Here is a 17,425-nt window from a genome sequence, read left to right as displayed (position 1 = left end):
ATCTGTCTGCTACCAGGATTGTGCAATGGACATCACTGAATCCCGTCGACTCTATCAACAGCTTGCCAGCGAGCTGAAAAGCCGCATTGAAACCGGGATCTACCCGGTGGGTGAAAAATTGCCTGCAGAGCGCCTGATTGCCGAAGAGATGGAAGTGAGCCGCACCGTCGTCCGCGAAGCGATCATCATGCTGGAAGTTGAAGGCTATGTTGAGGTTCGCAAAGGATCGGGCATTCATGTTATCGCCAGCCAGCAGCAGAACCGCATCGCCGCCACCAGCAGCCAGCTTGAGTTTGCCACTTTTGGTCCGTTTGAATTACTGCAGGCGCGCCAGCTGATTGAGAGTAACGTGGCGGAATTCGCTGCCACCCAGGTAACGCGTCAGGACATTATCGATCTGATGGCGATCCAGGAAAAAGCCCGCCAGGAGGATCACTTCCGCGACTCCGAATGGGACATGCAGTTTCATGTGCGAATTGCACAATCCACCCAGAACAGTGCCTTAGCCGCCATCGTTGAAAAAATGTGGCTGCATCGTCTGCACAATCCCTACTGGCTTAAACTTCACGAACATATCGACCAGCGCAGCATTCTCAGCTGGTGCGACGACCACGATCAGATTCTTAAAGCCCTGATGCGTAAAGATCCTGCCGCCAGCAAACTGGCAATGTGGCAACATCTGGAAAATACTAAGCAGATGCTGTTTAACGCGACGGCGGATGATTTTGAATTTAACGTGGATCGTTACATGTTTGGTGAAAATCCGGTCATCCTGCCTGATGGGTCCAATAACGCCCGCTAAAAATGCCTGAAAAGACCCTGAGATGGTCAGTTAATCTGCAATAGTGTCAGGTCATGTAAAGCTCCTTTTTACACGCCGTTTCACAAGGTAAAACTCCTGTTTGCCAGAGAGTTTTCCTGTCTCAGACAGGCGATTTTTGTTACAGTTATCGCCCTTTTATTACCCTTTGCGACAGGGTTTTATAAAGTCGCTGATTTAACAATCAATTCTGGAAGGATCCGGAAAACCCCGCCAGGCTGCGCTCCTAAAATTTATAACGACATGCCAGTCTGCGTTTAAGTCCCTGTGGGACATGTTTAACAATGATGTTCAGGAATGATTGATGGATATTTTGCAAGCGTTGCTGCATGCCCTGTGGCAACAGGACTACGAAACTCTCTCTGACCCCACGCTGGTATGGGCCATTTACGGCGTGCTGTTTATGATTTTGTTTTTAGAAAATGGTCTTCTTCCTGCCGCATTTCTGCCAGGTGACAGTCTGCTGATTCTGGTCGGCGTTCTGATTGCCAAAGGCACCATGAGTTTCCCGTTAACGATTCTGGTTTTAACCACCGGAGCCAGCCTTGGCTGCTGGGTGAGCTACATTCAGGGCCGCTGGCTGGGCAATACGCCCACGGTACAGAAATGGCTCTCTCACCTTCCCGCCCAGTATCATCTACGCGCGCACAGTCTGTTCCATCGCCATGGTCTGTCTGCCCTGTTGATAGGCCGCTTTATCGCCTTTGTGCGAACGCTACTGCCGACCATCGCCGGGTTATCAGGCCTCAGTAATGCCCGCTTTCAGTTCTTCAACTGGGTGAGTGCTTTCCTCTGGGTGGTCATTCTGACCGTTATCGGCTTTGCGCTGGGTAAAACCCCCATTTTCCGTCGTTACGAAGATGAGATGATGTTCTTCCTGATGATGCTGCCACTGGCGTTGCTGGTCTTTGGTCTGGTGGGATCGCTGGTCGTGTTATGGCGTAAGCGTCAGGCGAATCAGAACGGGAAAGCCGAGTAATGAAACTGCTGCAGGCTATTCCTAAACGGTGGATACCGTGGTTGATTGCTGGCGCGCTTGCGCTGACCGCGCTTTCTGTGGTTCCTCCTCTGATGCAGCACGAGACAGTCGTGCAGATTCGGGTTTCTCATGCTGGCGCAACGCTGCCTGATGGCTTTTATCTCTATCAGCAATTAAGCGCGCAGGGTATTCGTATCAAAAGCATTACTCCTGCGGGTGACGCACTGATTATCCATTTTGACAGCGAAGAGCAGAGTCTGGCCGCACAAAAGGTATTGCGCCGCCTGTTGCCGCAGGGCTTTATCGTGGCCCAGCACGATCACGCTCAGCACCTCTCTCTGGCGTAATCAGCCCCTCTCTTTGCTTTCAGGCCGCCGCGACAGGATGTGGCGGTCTGAAAGGCGCTCTATCTCCCGGTCTTCTTTGAACTTTTTACTATCGATGTCTATGCTTAACTGAGAATCGATTCTTAGCATCCGCAGGCATAACATTACGCGTATGATGAGCAATCAGGTCGCAATGGAAGGTTCAGGACCGATGAAATATCAAGTATTACTGGGCGTCGCGCTGCTTTCGCTGTCTGGTTCGCTGCTGGCGGCAGAATCGCTTTGTGAACAAAAAGAGCAGGATATTCAGCGTGAAATCGGGATGGCACAGAAGCATAACAACCAGCGCCGGGTTAACGGCCTGGAGCGCGCCCTGACCGAAGTCCGGGCTGATTGCAGTGATAAAAAGCTGGAAGCGGCCCATCTGGAAAGAATTAATGCTCAGAAGCAGAAAGTGGCGGAGCGTGAGCACGCACTCAGGAAAGAGCGTGAAGAGGGCCATGACAGGGAGAAGACTGCCAGGCGACAACAAAAACTGGATGAAGCGCGCCGGGAGCTGAAAAAGTTACAGGCGGAGCCCTATTAATCGGAATTAACCAACTGATGTTAAAGGAGTATTTTATGTCAAAAGACACATCATCGGAACATTTGCGTGCTGAACTGAAAAACCTTGCCGATACCCTGGAAGAAGTGCTGAGCAGCAGCACCGAAAAATCCAAAGGCGAGCTGGATAAACTTCGCAATAAAGCGCGTGTGGCGCTGGATAGCTCTCGTGAGCGTCTGGGCGAATCAGGCGAACGCATCGCTGCAACTACGCGCGAAGCCGCGCAGAAAGCCGAAGGCTACGTGCGTGAAAATCCATGGCATGGTGTGGGTATCGGTGCAGCGATTGGCGTCGCACTCGGCATGCTCATTTCGCGTCGCTAACCATGGCTGACTCACAGCAGAACCACGGCCCGGCTAGAGGGGCCATTAACATCGGCCAGCGTATCGTTACCACCCTGGTTGGCATGGTTGAGACACGCGTTCGTCTGGCAGTGGTGGAACTGGAGCATGAGAAAGCGAATCTGATACAGATGCTGTTGATGATTGGCCTGACCATGTTGTTCACTGCATTTGGTCTGATGAGCCTGATGGTTCTGATTATCTGGGCAGTGGATGCACAATATCGTCTGATGGCGATTGGCATCACGACCGGTACGCTGTTTTTGCTGGCGGTTATTTTCGGGCTCTGGACGCTTCACAAATCACGTCAGTCCACGCTGTTGCGCCACACGCGCAAAGAGCTGGAAACAGATCGGAATTTGCTTGAGGACCAGCGCTGATGAGCCGCCGCGAGCGTGAAGAACGCATCCATGAACTGCTTAAGCATGTGCAGCAGCAGCGGCTGGATTTAAGCGCTGCGCGGCGTGACTGGCTGGAAGGCACCGCCCACTACGATCGCGGCTGGTTTACTTTCCTCAGCTTACGTCGCTATCTGGCCATCGGCAGCAGCGCCCTGGCTGTTTACTCCATTCGCAGTCCCAACAAGCTGTTGCGCTGGGCTAAGCGGGGATTCGGTGCCTGGAGCACCTGGCGCATGATCAAGTCTGCTCTGCCCCCGCGTTAATCCTGCTTAAAGCCGGTCCTGAAAAGGCCGGCTTTTCTTCTTCAGAATTTCTGAAGAACACTGACAGTATATCTCGCTTACAACCTTTCCACGCCGCGATTATCATCTCCAGCTATCAACCCAATGAATGCAGAACTGCTTTCAGCGGGCATAAACCCTGCGGGCAGCTTGCCCTGCATCCCTGATAGCGCTGGAGTAAATGATGAAAAAATTCGAAGACGTTGGTTTATTAGTGGCTCGCATCCTGATGCCAATCCTGTTCATTACGGCTGGCTGGGGCAAAATCACCGGTTATGCAGGTACTCAGCAATATATGGAAGCGATGGGCGTCCCTGGCTTTATGCTGCCGCTGGTTATCCTGCTGGAGTTTGGCGGCGGTCTGGCGATTCTGTTCGGTTTCCTGACCCGTTTTACTGCCCTGTTCACCGCCGGCTTTACTATCCTGACCGCGTTTCTGTTTCACAGTAACTTCGCAGAAGGCGTAAACCAGCTGATGTTCATGAAGAACCTCTCTATCGCCGGTGGTTTCCTGGTGTTAGGTCTGGTGGGCCCAGGTGCATACAGCCTTGATCGCCTGATCAGCAAAAGAAAACCACAGGCAGCAATTGCGCGCTAGTCTCACATAAAGCGTATTGACACATATACTTAACAGGGCGGGGACATTTCCCCGCCCTGTTTGCATTGGAGCCATTATGGGACAGTTAATTGACGGTGTCTGGCATGACACCTGGTACGACACCAAATCTACCGGCGGACGTTTCAAACGTTCAGAATCGGCTTTTCGCAACTGGGTAACGCCGGATGGCAGCGCCGGTCCGGTAGGTAAAGCGGGATTTGCCGCTGAGCGCGATCGCTATCATCTCTATGTGTCGCTGGCCTGCCCCTGGGCGCACCGCACGCTGCTGATGCGTCAGTTGAAAGGTCTGGATAACATGATCGACGTCTCCGTGGTGCATCCGCTGATGCTGGAGAACGGCTGGACCTTCGATGATACTTTTCAGGATGCCACTGGCGATAAGCTCTACCAGAATGAGTTCCTCTATCAGCTCTATCTGCACGCCGATCCGCAATACAGTGGTCGCGTGACCGTGCCGGTATTGTGGGACAAACAGCAGAATACTATCGTCAGCAATGAGTCGGCGGATATCATCCGCATGTTCAACAGTGCGTTTGATGCAGTGGGTGCCCGTGCCGGTGACTACTATCCCGAAGCGCTGCGCAAAAAGATTGATGAGCTGAATGGCTGGATCTACGACACCGTGAACAACGGCGTCTATAAGTCAGGCTTCGCCACGTCGCAATCCGCGTACGATGAGTCCGTCACGGCGCTGTTCCATTCGTTGTCGCGGCTGGAGCAGATCCTGGGCCAGCATCGCTACCTCACTGGCGATCAGCTGACCGAAGCGGATCTTCGCTTGTGGACCACGCTGGTGCGCTTTGATCCGGTCTATGTGACCCACTTCAAATGCGATCGTCACCGGATCGGTGACTACAGAAACCTCAGCGGTTTCCTGCGTGATATCTATCAGATGCCGGGCATTGCTGAGACGGTCAACCTGCCGCATATCCGCCATCACTACTACTGCAGCCACAAGACCATCAACCCGAATGGCGTGATTTCGCTGGGCCCGGCGTTTGACTGGGATGAGCCGCACGGCCGCGGCTAAAGCCTCTCTGTTGTTAGCTTCCTCAACCTGAATCTGGTCGCAATAACCAACTCAACACGCTGGGAACAGGGTCAGAAGAGGAAAGCGTCCCGCGCCATGGACGGCGCGGGCCGAGCGGCCAGGGATTGGCTTAAGCGACTTTCCGATCTGACCCTGTTTCCTGCGCGTGCGCGATCTCAAAGCTAATCATCCATCGCACTCTTATATAAGAATATGTGTCGTGGACAGTCATTCATCGCTGCCCGCACAGAGCCCAAAAAGCAAAAACCCCGCCGAAGCGGGGTTTTTAGTAAAAAGTCGAAGCTGACCGTTAAGCCGGGTTCTGTCGTGGACAGTCATTCATCTAGGCCAGCAATCGCTCACTGGCTCAAGCAGCCTACCCGGGTTCAGTACGGGCCGTACCTTGTGAACCCCTATTTGGCCTTGCTCCGGGTGGAGTTTACCGTGCCACGAACTGTTGCCAGTCGCGCGGTGCGCTCTTACCGCACCCTTTCACCCTTACCTGATCCCATTTCTGGGCCATCGGCGGTTTGCTCTCTGTTGCACTGGTCGTAGGCTTGCGCCTCCCAGGCGTTACCTGGCACCCTGCCCTATGGAGCCCGGACTTTCCTCCCCTCTGCCCGTCTCCCCACAAGTGAGGACGACGACAAAGCGGCGACTGTCTGGTCAGCTTCGGCGCAGGATAATAGGCGATTCGCCAGCGTTTGTCACGCCTCTTGCTGCTCCAGCGCATACTTATAAAGGGCGTTTTTCTTCACGCTGTGGATCTCAGCGGTCAGCGCAGCCGCGCGCTTCAGTGGCAGCTCTTTTTGCAGCAGCGCCAGCGTACGCAGCGCATCGGCCGGTAACGCGTCTTCGTCATCGACCTTGTGCCCTTCAACAATCAGCACCATTTCGCCTTTACGGCGATTCTCATCTTCTTTAACCCAGGCCAGCAGTTCGCCAACCGGAGCACCATAAATTGACTCCCAGGTCTTGGTCAGCTCGCGCGCCAGCACAACGTAGCGTTCAGCACCCAGTTCACTCACCATATCCTGCAGACTGTCGATCAGACGATGGGTCGACTCATAGAAAATCAGCGTGCGTGGCTCCTGCACCAGTGCCCGCAGCGCATCGCAGCGGCCTTTGGTTTTAGCGGGCAGAAACCCTTCGTAACAGAAACGATCGGATGGCAGTCCTGCAGCACTTAACGCGGCAATGGCGGCACAGGCACCGGGCAGCGGCACGACGCGGATGCCCGCTTCACGGCAGCGACGCACCAGATGGTAGCCCGGATCGTTGATTAGCGGCGTGCCAGCATCAGAAACTAAGGCTATGCTTTGACCCTCCTTCAGCTTCGTTAACAGCAGTTCAGCCTTGTGCTGCTCGTTGTGGTCATGAAGTGAGAAGAGTCGCGCATTGATGGCGAAATGTTGTAGCAACAGCCCGGTATGACGTGTATCTTCCGCAGCGACCAGATCGACGCTCGAAAGCACCGTCAGCGCCCGCTGGGTGATATCACCCAAATTACCAATCGGGGTTGGAACGATGTAGAGCGTGCTGGCAGAAATCTCTGCCCGATCGAGTTGTTTCATTGTTTCATCCGAATTGCCGATTTAATATTGAGCATCTTGAAAAAAACATCACTGGATACAGTATGCTTCCTTCAAAAGTCGTTCGTCATAAAGCAGGACGCTTTCTGCCTGTCATTCTTGCTGGGCTGATTTTAGCCGCATGTAGCGGTCAGGGGCCGCAAACCTCAACCGTCAATATTCAGGGGCCAGTCACCGCCAGCTCCGCTTACTATCTGCAGCAAGCGCAGCAAAGCAGCGATGATAGCAAGACCGACTGGCAATTACTCGCAATCCGCGCCCTGTTGAAGGAAGGAAAGTATCCTGAAGCGACTCAGCAACTGAGTCAGTTACCGCAGCAGCTCTCAGAGACGCAGCAACAGGAATCCCTGCTGCTGAAAGCGCAATTACTGATTTCACAGCAGAAAACCAAAGAGGCTGAACCCCTGTTAGCACAGGTGAAAACCGGTTCGCTGTCGCAGGATCAGCTGGCACGTTATTACAGCCTGCAGATCGCCAGCGCCCAGGGTCGCCCTTCACTCTCACTGCTGCGCACCTATATTGCGCAGGAGCCGCTGCTGAAAGGCACCGATCATCAGGCCAACATTGACGCCACCTGGCAGACACTGACGCAGATGTCGCCACAGGAGGCCAGCAACCTGGTGATTAATGCCGACGAAAATGTGCTGCAGGGCTGGCTCGATCTGCTCGCGGTCTGGCGTGCCAATGCCCAGGATGCGGAGATGCTGAAGTCAGGCATCAAAGACTGGCAGACCCGCTATCCACAGAACCCGGCGGCCAAAACGCTGCCGACGCAGCTGAGCCAGATGCAGAACTACACCAAAGCCTCTACCAGCATCATCGCGCTGTTGCTGCCGCTGAACGGCCAGGCGCAGGTATTCGCTAATGCGATTCAGAAAGGTTTTAACGATGCGAAGAACGGTGTCTCCGCACCGGTCGCGCAGCCTGCTGCTGCCCAGCCAGCCGCTGCAGATGCGACGGCCAGCACGCAACCTACCGCCACCGCGGGATCGGCGGCCGATCCCATCAGCGCGCCGCAGCAGTCTGCTGACACCACAAACCAACCTCAGTCACAGCCCGAGTCCCAGCCAGCTGCAGCCGCACCGGACAGCAACGCCCAGATCAAAGTCTATGACACCAGCAGCCAGCCAATTGAGCAGGTCATGCAACAGGCTCAGCAGGATGGCGCGACTATCGTGGTCGGCCCGCTGCTGAAGAGCAACGTTGAGAAGGTCGCTAACAGCCAGACGCCACTGAACGTGCTGGCGCTTAATGAGCCGGAGAAGATCCAGAACCATCCGAATATCTGCTACTTTGCGCTTTCTCCTGAAGACGAAGCGCGCGATGCCGCGCACCATATCTGGGATCAGGGCAAACGCCAGCCGCTGTTGCTGGTGCCGCGCAGCGGACTGGGCGATCGCGTGACCAACGCTTTTGCTCAGGAGTGGCAGACGCTGGGTGGCAGCACCGTCATGCAGCAACGCTTTGGCTCGACATCTGAGCTGAAACAGGGCATCAACAGCGGTGCGGGCATCAGCTTATCGGGTACGCCTGTGAACACAGCACCTGCCGAACCGCAGGGTGTTTCGATTGCAGGCCTGACCATTCCGGCACCACAACAGAGCACGCCAGATGTGGTCAGCACCAGCAGCGGTGGCGGCGTCGATGCGGTCTACATCGTCTCTACGCAGGATGAACTGCAGCTGATCAAACCTATGATCGCCATGCGCACCGGCAGTCGCAGCAACATTTCGCTCTATGCCAGCTCGCGCAGCGCGCAGGCCGGTGCCGGCCCGGACTTCCGCCTGGAAATGGATGGCCTGCAGTTCAGCGATATTCCGCTGCTCTCCGGCAGCAACCCTGGCCTGATGCAGCAGACGTCGAAGTCATTCAATAATGACTACTCACTGGTGCGTCTCTATGCCATGGGTATGGATGCCTGGACGCTGGCGAATCACTTCAACCAGATGCGTCAGTCTCCTGGCTTCACGCTGGATGGCAATACCGGCAAGCTCAGCGCCGACACGGATTGTGTGATCAACAGGAAGTTGACATGGAACCAGTATCGTCGGGGCGAAATCGCACCGGCCAACTAAATCGCCGTCAGATTGGTGCCGGGCATGAAGAAGATGCCCGGCGCTATCTGGAGCAGGCAGGCCTGATATGGGTCGCCAGCAATGTTCACTTTCGTAATGGTGAACTTGACCTGATTATGCGTGACGGGCACTGTTGGGTGTTTGTTGAAGTTCGCTACCGGCGCGATGCGCGTTATGGTGGCGCACTCGCCAGCGTTACCCGGAATAAACAACAAAAGCTGCTGCGCGCTGCCGCTCTCTGGCTGGCGCAACGCGGCGGCAGTTTTGAAACAGTGAATTGCCGTTTCGACATCATCGCCATTACCGGCACGGCGCTCGAGTGGCTGCCGAATGCCTTTAATGCAGACGTTTAGAACCAGGTGGTCGTGTGCAGGAAAGAATTAAAGCGTGTTTTACCGAAAGTATTCAAACCCAGATTGCCGCAGCCGAGGCGTTGCCCGATGCTATCTCACGCGCGGCCATGACGCTGGTGCAGTCGCTACTGAATGGCAATAAAATCCTGAGCTGTGGTAACGGCGCTTCATCCGCCAATGCCCAGCACTTCGCCGCCAGCATGATCAACCGTTTTGAGACCGAACGCCCCAGCTTACCGGCGCTGGCCTTAAGTGCAGACAACGTGATGCTGACCGCGATTGGTAACGACCGTCTGCATGACGAAATTTATGCCAAGCAGGTGCGCGCACTGGGACACGCAGGCGATGTATTACTGGCTATCTCAACCCGGGGCAACACCCGCGATATCGTTAAGGCCGTCGAAGCGGCGGTAACACGCGATATGACTATCGTTGCGCTGACCGGGTATGATGGCGGAGAGCTCGCCGGACTGCTGGGGCCGCAGGATGTGGAAATCCGCATTCCGTCGCACCGCAGCGCCCGTATTCAGGAGATGCATATGCTCACCGTAAATTGCTTATGCGATCTGATCGATAACACTCTCTTTCCCCATCAGGAATGACCGAAGGAGCACGAATGAAAGCATTGAATGCTGTAGCTATTCTGTTAACCGCCATGCTGCTGCAGGGCTGTGTTGCGGTTGTGGCTGGCGGCGCAGCCGTTGCCACCAAAACGGCGACCGACCCCCGCTCGGTAGGTACGCAGGTTGATGACGGCACCCTGGAGCTGCGCGTCACTAACGCGCTGGCGAAAGATCAGCAGATTAAAACCGATGCACGCGTCATCGCCACGGCTTATCAGGGCAAAGTGCTGCTGACCGGTCAGGCACCTTCGCAGGAGATCGCCAATCGTGCCAAACAGATCACCATGGGCGTCGATGGCGCAACCGAAGTTTATAACGAGATCCGTATCGGCCAGAAAGTGACGCTGGGCACCACGTCGTCCGACACCTGGATTACCACTAAAATCCGCTCGCAGCTGCTGGGCAGCGATCAGGTGAAATCCTCCAACGTGAAAGTGACGACCGAGAATGGCGAAGTGTTCCTGCTGGGTCTGGTAACGCAACAGGAAGCGCAGGCCGCGGCGGATGTTGCCAGCCGTGTTAGTGGCGTGAAGCACGTCACTACGGCCTTCACCATGCTGAAGTAACCGGTAATAACGCAAAAAAGGCGGCCCTGGCCGCCTTTTTTATTGCCCGATTTTCAGACCGGAATGTCGATAACCAGCGCGCGGGTCGCGGTTTTTGCGGTCAGCTGCAACTGCTTCTCTTCCTGTAAAAAGGCACCATCGCCACAGCCCAGCTTCTCCTGATGATCCGTGCCGGACATCGCCTCCAGCGAACCATGAATCGACTGCAGATAGGCTCGTGGCCCCTGTATCGGCAGCGAGTAATGTTCGCCCGGTGCCAGCTCGATCTGGTGGATCCACACCTGCTGACGCAGTTGCAGACTGTCGTCCACGCCATCCGGCGAGGCGATTAGCTGAGACACGCGGCCTTCCGTCAGGGCTATTTTCTGCATCCGCAGATTTTCACGCTCCGGACAGGCGGCCAGCCAGAGCTGCATGCGTGTCAGCGGGCGCTCTTTGCTCAGATTAATTTCGGTGTAACTCACTCCGGGCTGAGCAGAGAGCAGCAGCGCTTCCCCTTCACGCACGCTGATGGTGTTGCCTTCGCTGTCGCGGTATTCAGCTTCACCCTGCAGCACGATGTTCAGCACATCGACCTGAGGATAAGTGCGCGGCTGAAAAGCGGCACCCGGTGCCAGCACTTCCTGGTTCAGTACGCGCAGCGACGCGTAACCCATCAGTTTGGGATCAAAATAGTGGCCAAAAGAGAAACTGTAGCGGCCCTGCAACCAGCCGAAATCGGCCTGACCACAGGCGGACGCACTGCGTGTCGTTATCATTATTTACCTCCGGCATCCGGTGACAAGGATCGGCCACGGACTTTATGCACCCATGGTAAAAGTCTGGACGCCGGATTGTTAGCCAGTTAATCTGCCCGGCATGTTCAAATTTCCTGACAGAGAACCGGGATGGCTAAAGAGCGTGCGTTAACCCTTGAATCTTTACGCGTGATGGATGCGATTGATCGCCGTGGCAGTTTTGCCGCGGCAGCCGATGAACTGGGCCGCGTGCCTTCCGCACTCAGCTATACCATGCAGAAGCTGGAAGAGGAGCTGGATGTGGTGCTGTTTGACCGCTCTGGCCACCGCACCAAATTTACCAACGTGGGACGCATGCTGCTGGAGCGTGGCCGGGTACTGCTGGAAGCGGCCGACAAGCTCACCACCGATGCGGAAGCGTTGGCGCGTGGCTGGGAAACCCATCTGACCATTGTTACCGAAGCGCTGGTGCCCATTGATGCACTGTTTCCACTGGTGACCCGTCTGGCTGACAAAGCCAACACGCAGTTTTCGCTGGTCACGGAAGTGCTGGCAGGCGCATGGGAACGACTGGAACAGGGTCGCGCCGATATCGTGATTGCCCCCGATATGCACTTCCGCGCCTCCACCGAGATCAATACCCGCAAGCTCTACACCATGATGAGCGTCTACGTCGCCAGTGCGGATCACCCGATTCATAACGAGCCGGAACCGCAGTCTGAAGTGACGCGGGTGAAATACCGTGGCATTGCAGTCGCGGATACCGCGCGCGAGCGTCCGGTGCTGACTGTGCAGTTGCTGGATAAGCAGCAGCGCCTGACCGTGAGCAGCATGGACGATAAGCGCCGTGCGCTGCTGGCAGGTCTGGGCGTGGCAACCATGCCCTATTCATTAGTCGAGCAGGATATTGCTGAAGGTCGTCTGCGGGTAGTGAGTCCGGAGTATACCCGCGAGGTCGATATTATTATGGCGTGGCGACGTGACAGCATGGGCGAAGCCAAATCCTGGTGCCTGCGCGAGATCCCGCGCCTGCTGGCGAAGAAAAACTAATTTTCATGGTTTCAGGGCGAGGTTAAGACCGGCTCAGGCAATCCATCGCCACCGCCCTGAAGCTGTTAAAATCGCTGCTGTCCCGGAGACGGGTCATCGCCCGTTCACGCAGGAACGTCACAAACAGATCGTATATCGCCATCGCCTCTTCATATTCACTTTTGCTGATCGCCAGCAGGAAGATGACATAGGCGGTATCGTCTCCCCACGTGATGCCATGCGGTGCCAGTACGGTATAGACCACCGTTTTCTTTGCCAGCAGTCCCAGTGAGTGCGGCAGCGCAATCCCTTCGCCGAGCATGGTGCTGACAATCGCTTCACGCTCTTCAACCGACGGATAGAACGCCGCATCCACAAAGCCCTCAGTCTCCAGCTGATCGCACAGCTGACGGAACAGTTCAGACTGGGTCATCGGCCCGTCGACGATATGAAAGTGCTGGGCATCAAAAAATTTCGCCAACATGTAGGGCCGGGTCCGGTCAACCAGCACCAGCTTGCCAATTTGCTCCAGCTGAAAACCAGTGGGAAACGGTGACATCACCACCACCGGTTTCTCTTTTTCACTGAGCCGGATGGTCGAGATAACAAAATCCTCGTCAATACGGCTGCGCGCCTCATATTCGCGCTGTGACAGGCGTGCCGTGACCTGTAACTGCGGGTATTTACGCAGCAGCATTGCCTCAATCATGCGCAGCGTAGAGTTACCGCTGTCGCACACCAGCAGCACCTGCGGATGACGCTGATAGCCGACGTCATAGTGGCGCTCCAGCCCGACGCCAATATGCAGCACCAGAAAGCCGATCTCATTTTCGGAGATAACATATGGGGTATATTTCCCCCAGCTGGTTACCGCCGCTAAGGTGACATCGTAGGCCATCGGATAGTGCTGCTTGATGTTGCTGAGCAGCGGGTTGGGAATGTGGATCTGATAGCGCACCCGGGTAATCATGGTTTTGATGTGGGTAAGCAGATCGGCACGTAGCTGCTGATCAGCTTGCAGATTGAAGTTGTAATGCGTGTTGATAAAGCTGAGCAGGTAATCCACCAGCGCGTCGGCGTCATCGGCATTAATAGCGCTGGGGGCGATCGCCTGAATGCGCCGGGCTGCAATGTTGATCCGCAGCCAGTTCTCTTCTGCCGGTGAAATCGGTTTGCTGACCAGCGGGCGCATCAGATTAATCAGCTGATGCGCCGCTTCCCGAACGTCATCACCAATCTCCTCGGCACCCGAATCGTTAAGCGGGTAGCCTTCGCTGATGCGACGTACCGCCACTGCGCAGTAAAGCTGCAGATAGCGTTCACCCTCATCGCTAAGGCGGATAGTGTGTTCAGCAAAGCAGCGTTGCAGCAGCGGCTGGAGGGTTTCCAGCATGCCGCTGTTGAGCGCTTCAATGGTCAGCAGCGGACTCTCTGGCTGCGCCTGATCGATTTGCCATAGCAGATCGGTGAGACAGGTCCGAATCGCCACTTCGCTGCCGAACAGTTTCATGCCGTAGTGTGGCTTACTCTCGATAGTGAGGTGATAGCGCCCCAGCCATTCGCGTACTTCTGCCATATCGTTCTGCAGGGTGGCGCGGCTGACAAACCACTCTTCGGCCAGCTCTTCAAGTTTCAGCGAATAAGCCGCAGTGAGAAAGCGAGTGAGCAGGTAGCGAACCCGGTCTGGCGAGGTGCGTGGCACCCGCAGCGGCGACGCGGTGTGCTGCTGCAGATGCTGAAAGCGCTGAGCATCCTCAATCTTCAGCTGATAGCCCGCGCCACGGCTCAGGATAAACTGCGCGCCATGCTCTGCCAGCAGCGCATTCAGCGCCGTGATATCGGTGCGCACAGTGCGGGTCGAGACGGCAAAACGCCGCGCCAGCTCATCCTGAGGCAGCGTTTCGTTTTGCAGGGCATCGAACAGTTGCGCAAGGCGCTGATTAGGAAATCTCACAAGCGTTACCTGTTTGCAGACAGAAAGTGGAAAGAGCAGCCTACGGCGATCGTCACGCAACGTCCATGTCGCGCGATCGGCCTGCTGCAGGCTGATCGTGTCGTTCTCTACGCCAGCAGCGTTTTACAGATGGCCAGTAGCTGCTGCACATCTTCAATGCGGGTCTCTCCGCTGGCTTTGTCGATGATCGAACTATAGACGTGCGGGATCACTTTGCTGACGCCCGACGCCAGCGCAATGCGCACGATCTCGCCGAAATTGTCCAGATCGATACCGCCGGTGGGCTCCAGCCAGAAATCCTGTTTTGCACAGGCTTCCGCCACTGCGCGGTACTCATCCACCGCCTGCAGGCCGCCCATCGGGAAATATTTCACCGAGCTGCCGCCCATATCCTGCAGCATCGCAATCGCCGTTTCGATGGGCACGATCCCGTCCTGCTCTTTTGCGCTTCGCGGTCCGGTGGAGATTTTCACCCGGCCCGGTATGCCGGTGGGCGAGATCAGACCGTTCACAATGGTCTGTGACTGGCCCAGCAGCGCCCGGCTGGTGGCCACGCCGGTAAAGACCTGATTCACATGCTGCGGTTGCAGCACCGCCGAGATCTCACTCACCATCTGTGACTGTTCAGGATCGCCCGCGCCCAGGCCTATCGAGAGTGCATTATCGATCAGCGCGGCATATTCACGCATATCAGCGATAGCGGCGTCATTGCTGGGGTAGTTTTTCGATAGCACGCCGACCAGCACGTGCCCTTCTGATGCCTGCCAGATGGCGCGAGCGTTCTGTTTTGATCCCGCCAGGACGTTAAGGCAGATGCGATCCTGATAAAAGTTGGGGGTCAGCGTCATGCGTGTTTCTCTCCGTTCAACAGTGCCTGAATGCGGGTGAAAATAGTGTGCAGCTGTTCGGCGCTGACGCTGCGCACGTCCGCCTCAATGATTCCCTCGTTGGCTTTGTAGCCACGGAAGTAGATCGCGACGTCGCCCTTTTTCAGCGCCTGCACCAGATCGCCGGTGCGCTGCTGGATTGTGGCTTCGTCGAACTTAATCTCAGCCCGGGCGATGTCGCGTCCGGCGGCATCCCACACGATCCGAGCCGTCACGCCATTCAGGCTATTGAGCTGCTCAATAAACGGCGTCATTTTTTCCACCATCTGCGCGCCGCTGATTTTTGGTTGTGTCAGATAGTTTTCGATTGCCTGGGTCAGGCCGAGAATTCCCTCTTTGCCCACTTTCATCGCGCGGCCAATGCCGTTGGTCTGCCGTTTGACCCACTCAACGTAGTGGTGTCTGCCAATGACCAGCCCGCTGGTCGGCCCTTCAATCGCTTTTGCGCCGCTGTAGATCACCAGATCGGCACCCGCCTGGTAGTAGCATTGCAGATCCTCTTCCGCTGCCGCATCAACAATCAGCGGCACACCATGTTCACGCGCAACCGCCGCGGCCTGCGCCACATCGAGATGGCTTTTCTGCACGCAGTGGTGCGATTTCACATAGAGGATTGCCGCGGTCTGTGGCGTGATCGCCGCCGCCAGCTGGGCAGGTGAGCACTCGTTACTGTACCCCGCTTCCACCAGTTGCCCGCCTCCCAGTGCCACCATGCTGCCGACCGGTGCGCCATAGTTCACGTTGTGTCCTTTCGGCACTACAATCTGGTGCGGGATGGTCAGTGGTGCTGCGTGCAGGTTATCCACCAGCCAGTCATTGTCTTTCACAATCACCGCCGCCACGCTCTGAGCGATACCGGCCGAGGCGCAGGAGACCACCAGCGCGTTCTCCACCTTTAACAGATCGGCGATATAAGCCCCGGTCTTATCCACCAGATCTTTCATTTCGAAGTAGTGATCGAGACCATACTTCACCGTATCGATCACGTCATTCGACGGCGTCGAGACGCCGAGGATCGTCATACGGCCAGAGGCGTTAATTACCGGCTTCAGGCCATACTTTTCATATACCGAGTTCATGCGCTTTTCCTTCTTCAGTCGCGATCCACTGACCCGCGACGACTGCCGCCAGCGGAACCAGATGCTTCTCACCGGCGACCTGTTCACCTTCTGAATCGATAAAGGGCCGGGTTTCCTCTTTGACGCTAAAAACAGTCAGGTCGGCGTCGTAGCCAACTTTCAGCTGGCCCTTACGCAGCAGGTGCAGTCCTGCAGCCGCATTGACCGTCACGCAGTCGATAACCTGCGGTAGCGTCATGCCGACGCTAAAAAATTTCGACATCACATGCGCCAGGCTATGAACCGGCCCCGTCAGGCGATTACGGCAGTAGATGTCAGAGCTGATGGTATCGGGCAGAATGCCCTGCGCAATCGCCACGCGGGCGACCTCGAAGCTGAAGCTGGCGCTGCCGTGGCCGACATCAAGTTTGACGCCACGTGCGATGGCATGTTTTACCGCCGCTTTGAGTTCGCCCTGCGGCGTCAGGATGCGGTTGGGTTTGCCATTAAAGCAGTGCGTGATGATATCGCCCGTGGTGAGCAGATCGGCAATCTGGTCGAGATTGGGTGGATTATTGCCGATGTGAACCATCAGCGGCAGACCGCCGGTCTCCTGCTGGATCGCTTTGGCTTTGATCAGCGGCTGGACGCCGTTCTGACCGACCACGCTGCTGCTGATGCGCGCCTTGAGGCCGACAATAAAATCGGGCAGTCGCGCTACGGCCTGCTGCACCGCCTCGCCATCGATCTGCGTCATATTGGCCAGCTCATTCTGAGTGACGATGCCGGTACGGGCGATATTGATCAGCGCATAGACCTGGGTCTGCGCTGCGCGCGTCAGCTGGTAGAAGTCATCGATGTGTTCTGCGCCGGTGCTGCCCGCATCAACCACTGTGGTGACGCCATACGCCACGCCAATCGCGTCCGCTTCATCATGATAAATAGGTGATTTGGGATAACAGTGAACGTGTGAGTCGATCCAGCCGGCGCTGAGATAGTAGCGGCCCGCCAGATCGCGCTCACGCGGTGCGCTGCCCTGCACCTTGCCGATGGAAGCAATGCGGCCATCCTGCAACGCAATGTCGATCACCTGCTCATCGCTGAGGCGCGCATTGCGGATAATCAAGTCGTACATGGTTTCTCCTTAACG

20 protein-coding genes and 1 other RNA gene are annotated in these 17,425 nt (G+C 56.2%); 14 read left to right on the top strand and 7 right to left on the bottom strand.

Annotated features, from left to right (window positions below):
- Positions 1–25 precede the first annotated feature (25 nt).
- From exuR to F3I44_RS05020, 9 genes are all read left to right on the top strand, one after another.
- The gene (gene exuR / locus F3I44_RS05060; protein WP_150013533.1) at positions 26–802 is read left to right on the top strand and encodes a transcriptional regulator ExuR; all 777 of its coding nucleotides are present in this window, start codon (positions 26–28) and stop codon (positions 800–802) included.
- A gap of 322 nt (positions 803–1,124) precedes the next feature.
- Positions 1,125–1,799, top strand: coding sequence for a DedA family protein (locus tag F3I44_RS05055; protein ID WP_098052313.1), 675 nt, complete (start codon positions 1,125–1,127; stop codon positions 1,797–1,799).
- Positions 1,799–2,146: an EnvZ/OmpR regulon moderator MzrA gene (gene mzrA, locus F3I44_RS05050; RefSeq protein WP_150013535.1), complete on the top strand. Its 348-nt coding sequence runs from the start codon at positions 1,799–1,801 to the stop codon at positions 2,144–2,146. The genes F3I44_RS05055 and mzrA overlap by 1 nt, the downstream gene beginning before the upstream one ends.
- Before the next feature lie 190 nt (positions 2,147–2,336).
- Positions 2,337–2,711, top strand: a complete 375-nt coding sequence (locus F3I44_RS05045; protein WP_150013537.1) for a DUF1090 domain-containing protein — start codon at positions 2,337–2,339, stop codon at positions 2,709–2,711.
- Between the two features lie 35 nt (positions 2,712–2,746).
- Positions 2,747–3,052, top strand: a complete 306-nt coding sequence (locus F3I44_RS05040; RefSeq protein ID WP_089414886.1) for a YqjD family protein — start codon at positions 2,747–2,749, stop codon at positions 3,050–3,052.
- A gap of 2 nt (positions 3,053–3,054) precedes the next feature.
- A complete protein-coding gene (locus F3I44_RS05035; protein WP_150013539.1) occupies positions 3,055–3,450 on the top strand; it encodes a phage holin family protein in 396 nt (131 codons plus the stop codon).
- A complete protein-coding gene (locus F3I44_RS05030) occupies positions 3,450–3,734 on the top strand; it encodes a YqjK-like family protein (protein ID WP_150013541.1) in 285 nt (94 codons plus the stop codon). Before F3I44_RS05035 ends, F3I44_RS05030 begins: the two co-directional genes overlap by 1 nt.
- A gap of 202 nt (positions 3,735–3,936) precedes the next feature.
- Positions 3,937–4,350, top strand: coding sequence for a DoxX family protein (locus tag F3I44_RS05025; protein ID WP_150013632.1), 414 nt, complete (start codon positions 3,937–3,939; stop codon positions 4,348–4,350).
- 76 nt (positions 4,351–4,426) lie between these two features.
- Positions 4,427–5,401 (top strand): glutathione S-transferase family protein, encoded by a 975-nt coding sequence (locus F3I44_RS05020; protein WP_150013543.1) that lies wholly within the window; start codon positions 4,427–4,429, stop codon positions 5,399–5,401.
- A gap of 295 nt (positions 5,402–5,696) precedes the next feature.
- Here the strand turns inward: F3I44_RS05020 and rnpB are convergent.
- An RNA gene (gene rnpB, locus F3I44_RS05015) (RNase P RNA component class A) lies at positions 5,697–6,075 on the bottom strand.
- A gap of 33 nt (positions 6,076–6,108) precedes the next feature.
- On the bottom strand, positions 6,109–6,975 hold the full coding sequence (gene rsmI / locus F3I44_RS05010) for a 16S rRNA (cytidine(1402)-2'-O)-methyltransferase (protein WP_150013545.1): 867 nt from the start codon (positions 6,973–6,975) through the stop codon (positions 6,109–6,111).
- Between the two features lie 62 nt (positions 6,976–7,037).
- On the opposite strand from rsmI, the gene F3I44_RS05005 reads away from it, so the two are divergent.
- From F3I44_RS05005 to dolP, 4 genes are read left to right on the top strand one after another with little or no spacing between them, the layout of a single operon-like run.
- Positions 7,038–9,068, top strand: a complete 2,031-nt coding sequence (locus F3I44_RS05005; protein ID WP_150013547.1) for a penicillin-binding protein activator — start codon at positions 7,038–7,040, stop codon at positions 9,066–9,068.
- Positions 9,026–9,421, top strand: a complete 396-nt coding sequence (locus F3I44_RS05000) for a YraN family protein (RefSeq protein ID WP_033784093.1) — start codon at positions 9,026–9,028, stop codon at positions 9,419–9,421. Before F3I44_RS05005 ends, F3I44_RS05000 begins: the two co-directional genes overlap by 43 nt.
- A gap of 14 nt (positions 9,422–9,435) precedes the next feature.
- On the top strand, positions 9,436–10,023 hold the full coding sequence (gene diaA, locus F3I44_RS04995) for a DnaA initiator-associating protein DiaA (RefSeq protein WP_003855538.1): 588 nt from the start codon (positions 9,436–9,438) through the stop codon (positions 10,021–10,023).
- A gap of 14 nt (positions 10,024–10,037) precedes the next feature.
- Complete coding sequence (gene dolP, locus F3I44_RS04990) at positions 10,038–10,610, top strand: division/outer membrane stress-associated lipid-binding lipoprotein (RefSeq protein ID WP_150013549.1); 573 nt, start codon at positions 10,038–10,040, stop codon at positions 10,608–10,610.
- 53 nt (positions 10,611–10,663) lie between these two features.
- On the opposite strand, the gene F3I44_RS04985 is transcribed toward dolP, so the two are convergent.
- Positions 10,664–11,368, bottom strand: coding sequence for a pirin family protein (locus F3I44_RS04985; RefSeq protein ID WP_150013551.1), 705 nt, complete (start codon positions 11,366–11,368; stop codon positions 10,664–10,666).
- A gap of 129 nt (positions 11,369–11,497) precedes the next feature.
- On the opposite strand from F3I44_RS04985, the gene F3I44_RS04980 reads away from it, so the two are divergent.
- Entirely contained in the window at positions 11,498–12,397 is a 900-nt protein-coding gene (locus F3I44_RS04980) for a LysR family transcriptional regulator (protein WP_013359142.1), read from the top strand.
- 22 nt (positions 12,398–12,419) lie between these two features.
- Here the strand turns inward: F3I44_RS04980 and F3I44_RS04975 are convergent, their stop codons facing one another.
- From F3I44_RS04975 to F3I44_RS04960, 4 genes are all read right to left on the bottom strand, one after another.
- Positions 12,420–14,330 carry a transcription antiterminator gene (locus tag F3I44_RS04975; RefSeq protein WP_150013553.1) on the bottom strand — a complete coding sequence of 637 codons (1,911 nt, stop codon included), beginning with the start codon at positions 14,328–14,330 and terminating at the stop codon, positions 12,420–12,422.
- A gap of 107 nt (positions 14,331–14,437) precedes the next feature.
- Positions 14,438–15,178 (bottom strand): KDGP aldolase family protein, encoded by a 741-nt coding sequence (locus F3I44_RS04970; RefSeq protein WP_150013555.1) that lies wholly within the window; start codon positions 15,176–15,178, stop codon positions 14,438–14,440.
- Positions 15,175–16,296, bottom strand: a complete 1,122-nt coding sequence (locus F3I44_RS04965; protein ID WP_150013557.1) for a DgaE family pyridoxal phosphate-dependent ammonia lyase — start codon at positions 16,294–16,296, stop codon at positions 15,175–15,177. Before F3I44_RS04965 ends, F3I44_RS04970 begins: the two co-directional genes overlap by 4 nt.
- On the bottom strand, positions 16,280–17,410 hold the full coding sequence (locus F3I44_RS04960; protein ID WP_150013559.1) for an amidohydrolase/deacetylase family metallohydrolase: 1,131 nt from the start codon (positions 17,408–17,410) through the stop codon (positions 16,280–16,282). The genes F3I44_RS04965 and F3I44_RS04960 overlap by 17 nt, the downstream gene beginning before the upstream one ends.
- Positions 17,411–17,425 lie beyond the last annotated feature (15 nt).

Source organism: Pantoea sp. F_5 (assembly GCF_008631595.1).
Taxonomy (GTDB): domain Bacteria; phylum Pseudomonadota; class Gammaproteobacteria; order Enterobacterales; family Enterobacteriaceae; genus Pantoea; species Pantoea gossypiicola.
Note: the sequence above shows the minus strand (reverse complement) of the source record. Positions and strands in the feature narration are given on the sequence as shown.

Coding starts and splice junctions, on each gene's coding strand:
- F3I44_RS05000 (WP_033784093.1), top strand. CDS start 9,026: ATGGAACCAGTATCGTCGGGGCGAAATCGCACCGGCCAACTAAATCGC.
- F3I44_RS04965 (WP_150013557.1), bottom strand. CDS start 16,296: ATGAACTCGGTATATGAAAAGTATGGCCTGAAGCCGGTAATTAACGCC.
- F3I44_RS04980 (WP_013359142.1), top strand. CDS start 11,498: ATGGCTAAAGAGCGTGCGTTAACCCTTGAATCTTTACGCGTGATGGAT.
- F3I44_RS05020 (WP_150013543.1), top strand. CDS start 4,427: ATGGGACAGTTAATTGACGGTGTCTGGCATGACACCTGGTACGACACC.
- F3I44_RS04970 (WP_150013555.1), bottom strand. CDS start 15,178: ATGACGCTGACCCCCAACTTTTATCAGGATCGCATCTGCCTTAACGTC.
- F3I44_RS05005 (WP_150013547.1), top strand. CDS start 7,038: ATGCTTCCTTCAAAAGTCGTTCGTCATAAAGCAGGACGCTTTCTGCCT.
- F3I44_RS05055 (WP_098052313.1), top strand. CDS start 1,125: ATGGATATTTTGCAAGCGTTGCTGCATGCCCTGTGGCAACAGGACTAC.
- F3I44_RS05035 (WP_150013539.1), top strand. CDS start 3,055: ATGGCTGACTCACAGCAGAACCACGGCCCGGCTAGAGGGGCCATTAAC.
- F3I44_RS04985 (WP_150013551.1), bottom strand. CDS start 11,368: ATGATAACGACACGCAGTGCGTCCGCCTGTGGTCAGGCCGATTTCGGC.
- F3I44_RS05040 (WP_089414886.1), top strand. CDS start 2,747: ATGTCAAAAGACACATCATCGGAACATTTGCGTGCTGAACTGAAAAAC.
- F3I44_RS05045 (WP_150013537.1), top strand. CDS start 2,337: ATGAAATATCAAGTATTACTGGGCGTCGCGCTGCTTTCGCTGTCTGGT.
- F3I44_RS05025 (WP_150013632.1), top strand. CDS start 3,937: ATGAAAAAATTCGAAGACGTTGGTTTATTAGTGGCTCGCATCCTGATG.
- mzrA (WP_150013535.1), top strand. CDS start 1,799: ATGAAACTGCTGCAGGCTATTCCTAAACGGTGGATACCGTGGTTGATT.
- F3I44_RS04960 (WP_150013559.1), bottom strand. CDS start 17,410: ATGTACGACTTGATTATCCGCAATGCGCGCCTCAGCGATGAGCAGGTG.
- rsmI (WP_150013545.1), bottom strand. CDS start 6,975: ATGAAACAACTCGATCGGGCAGAGATTTCTGCCAGCACGCTCTACATC.
- exuR (WP_150013533.1), top strand. CDS start 26: ATGGACATCACTGAATCCCGTCGACTCTATCAACAGCTTGCCAGCGAG.
- dolP (WP_150013549.1), top strand. CDS start 10,038: ATGAAAGCATTGAATGCTGTAGCTATTCTGTTAACCGCCATGCTGCTG.
- F3I44_RS05030 (WP_150013541.1), top strand. CDS start 3,450: ATGAGCCGCCGCGAGCGTGAAGAACGCATCCATGAACTGCTTAAGCAT.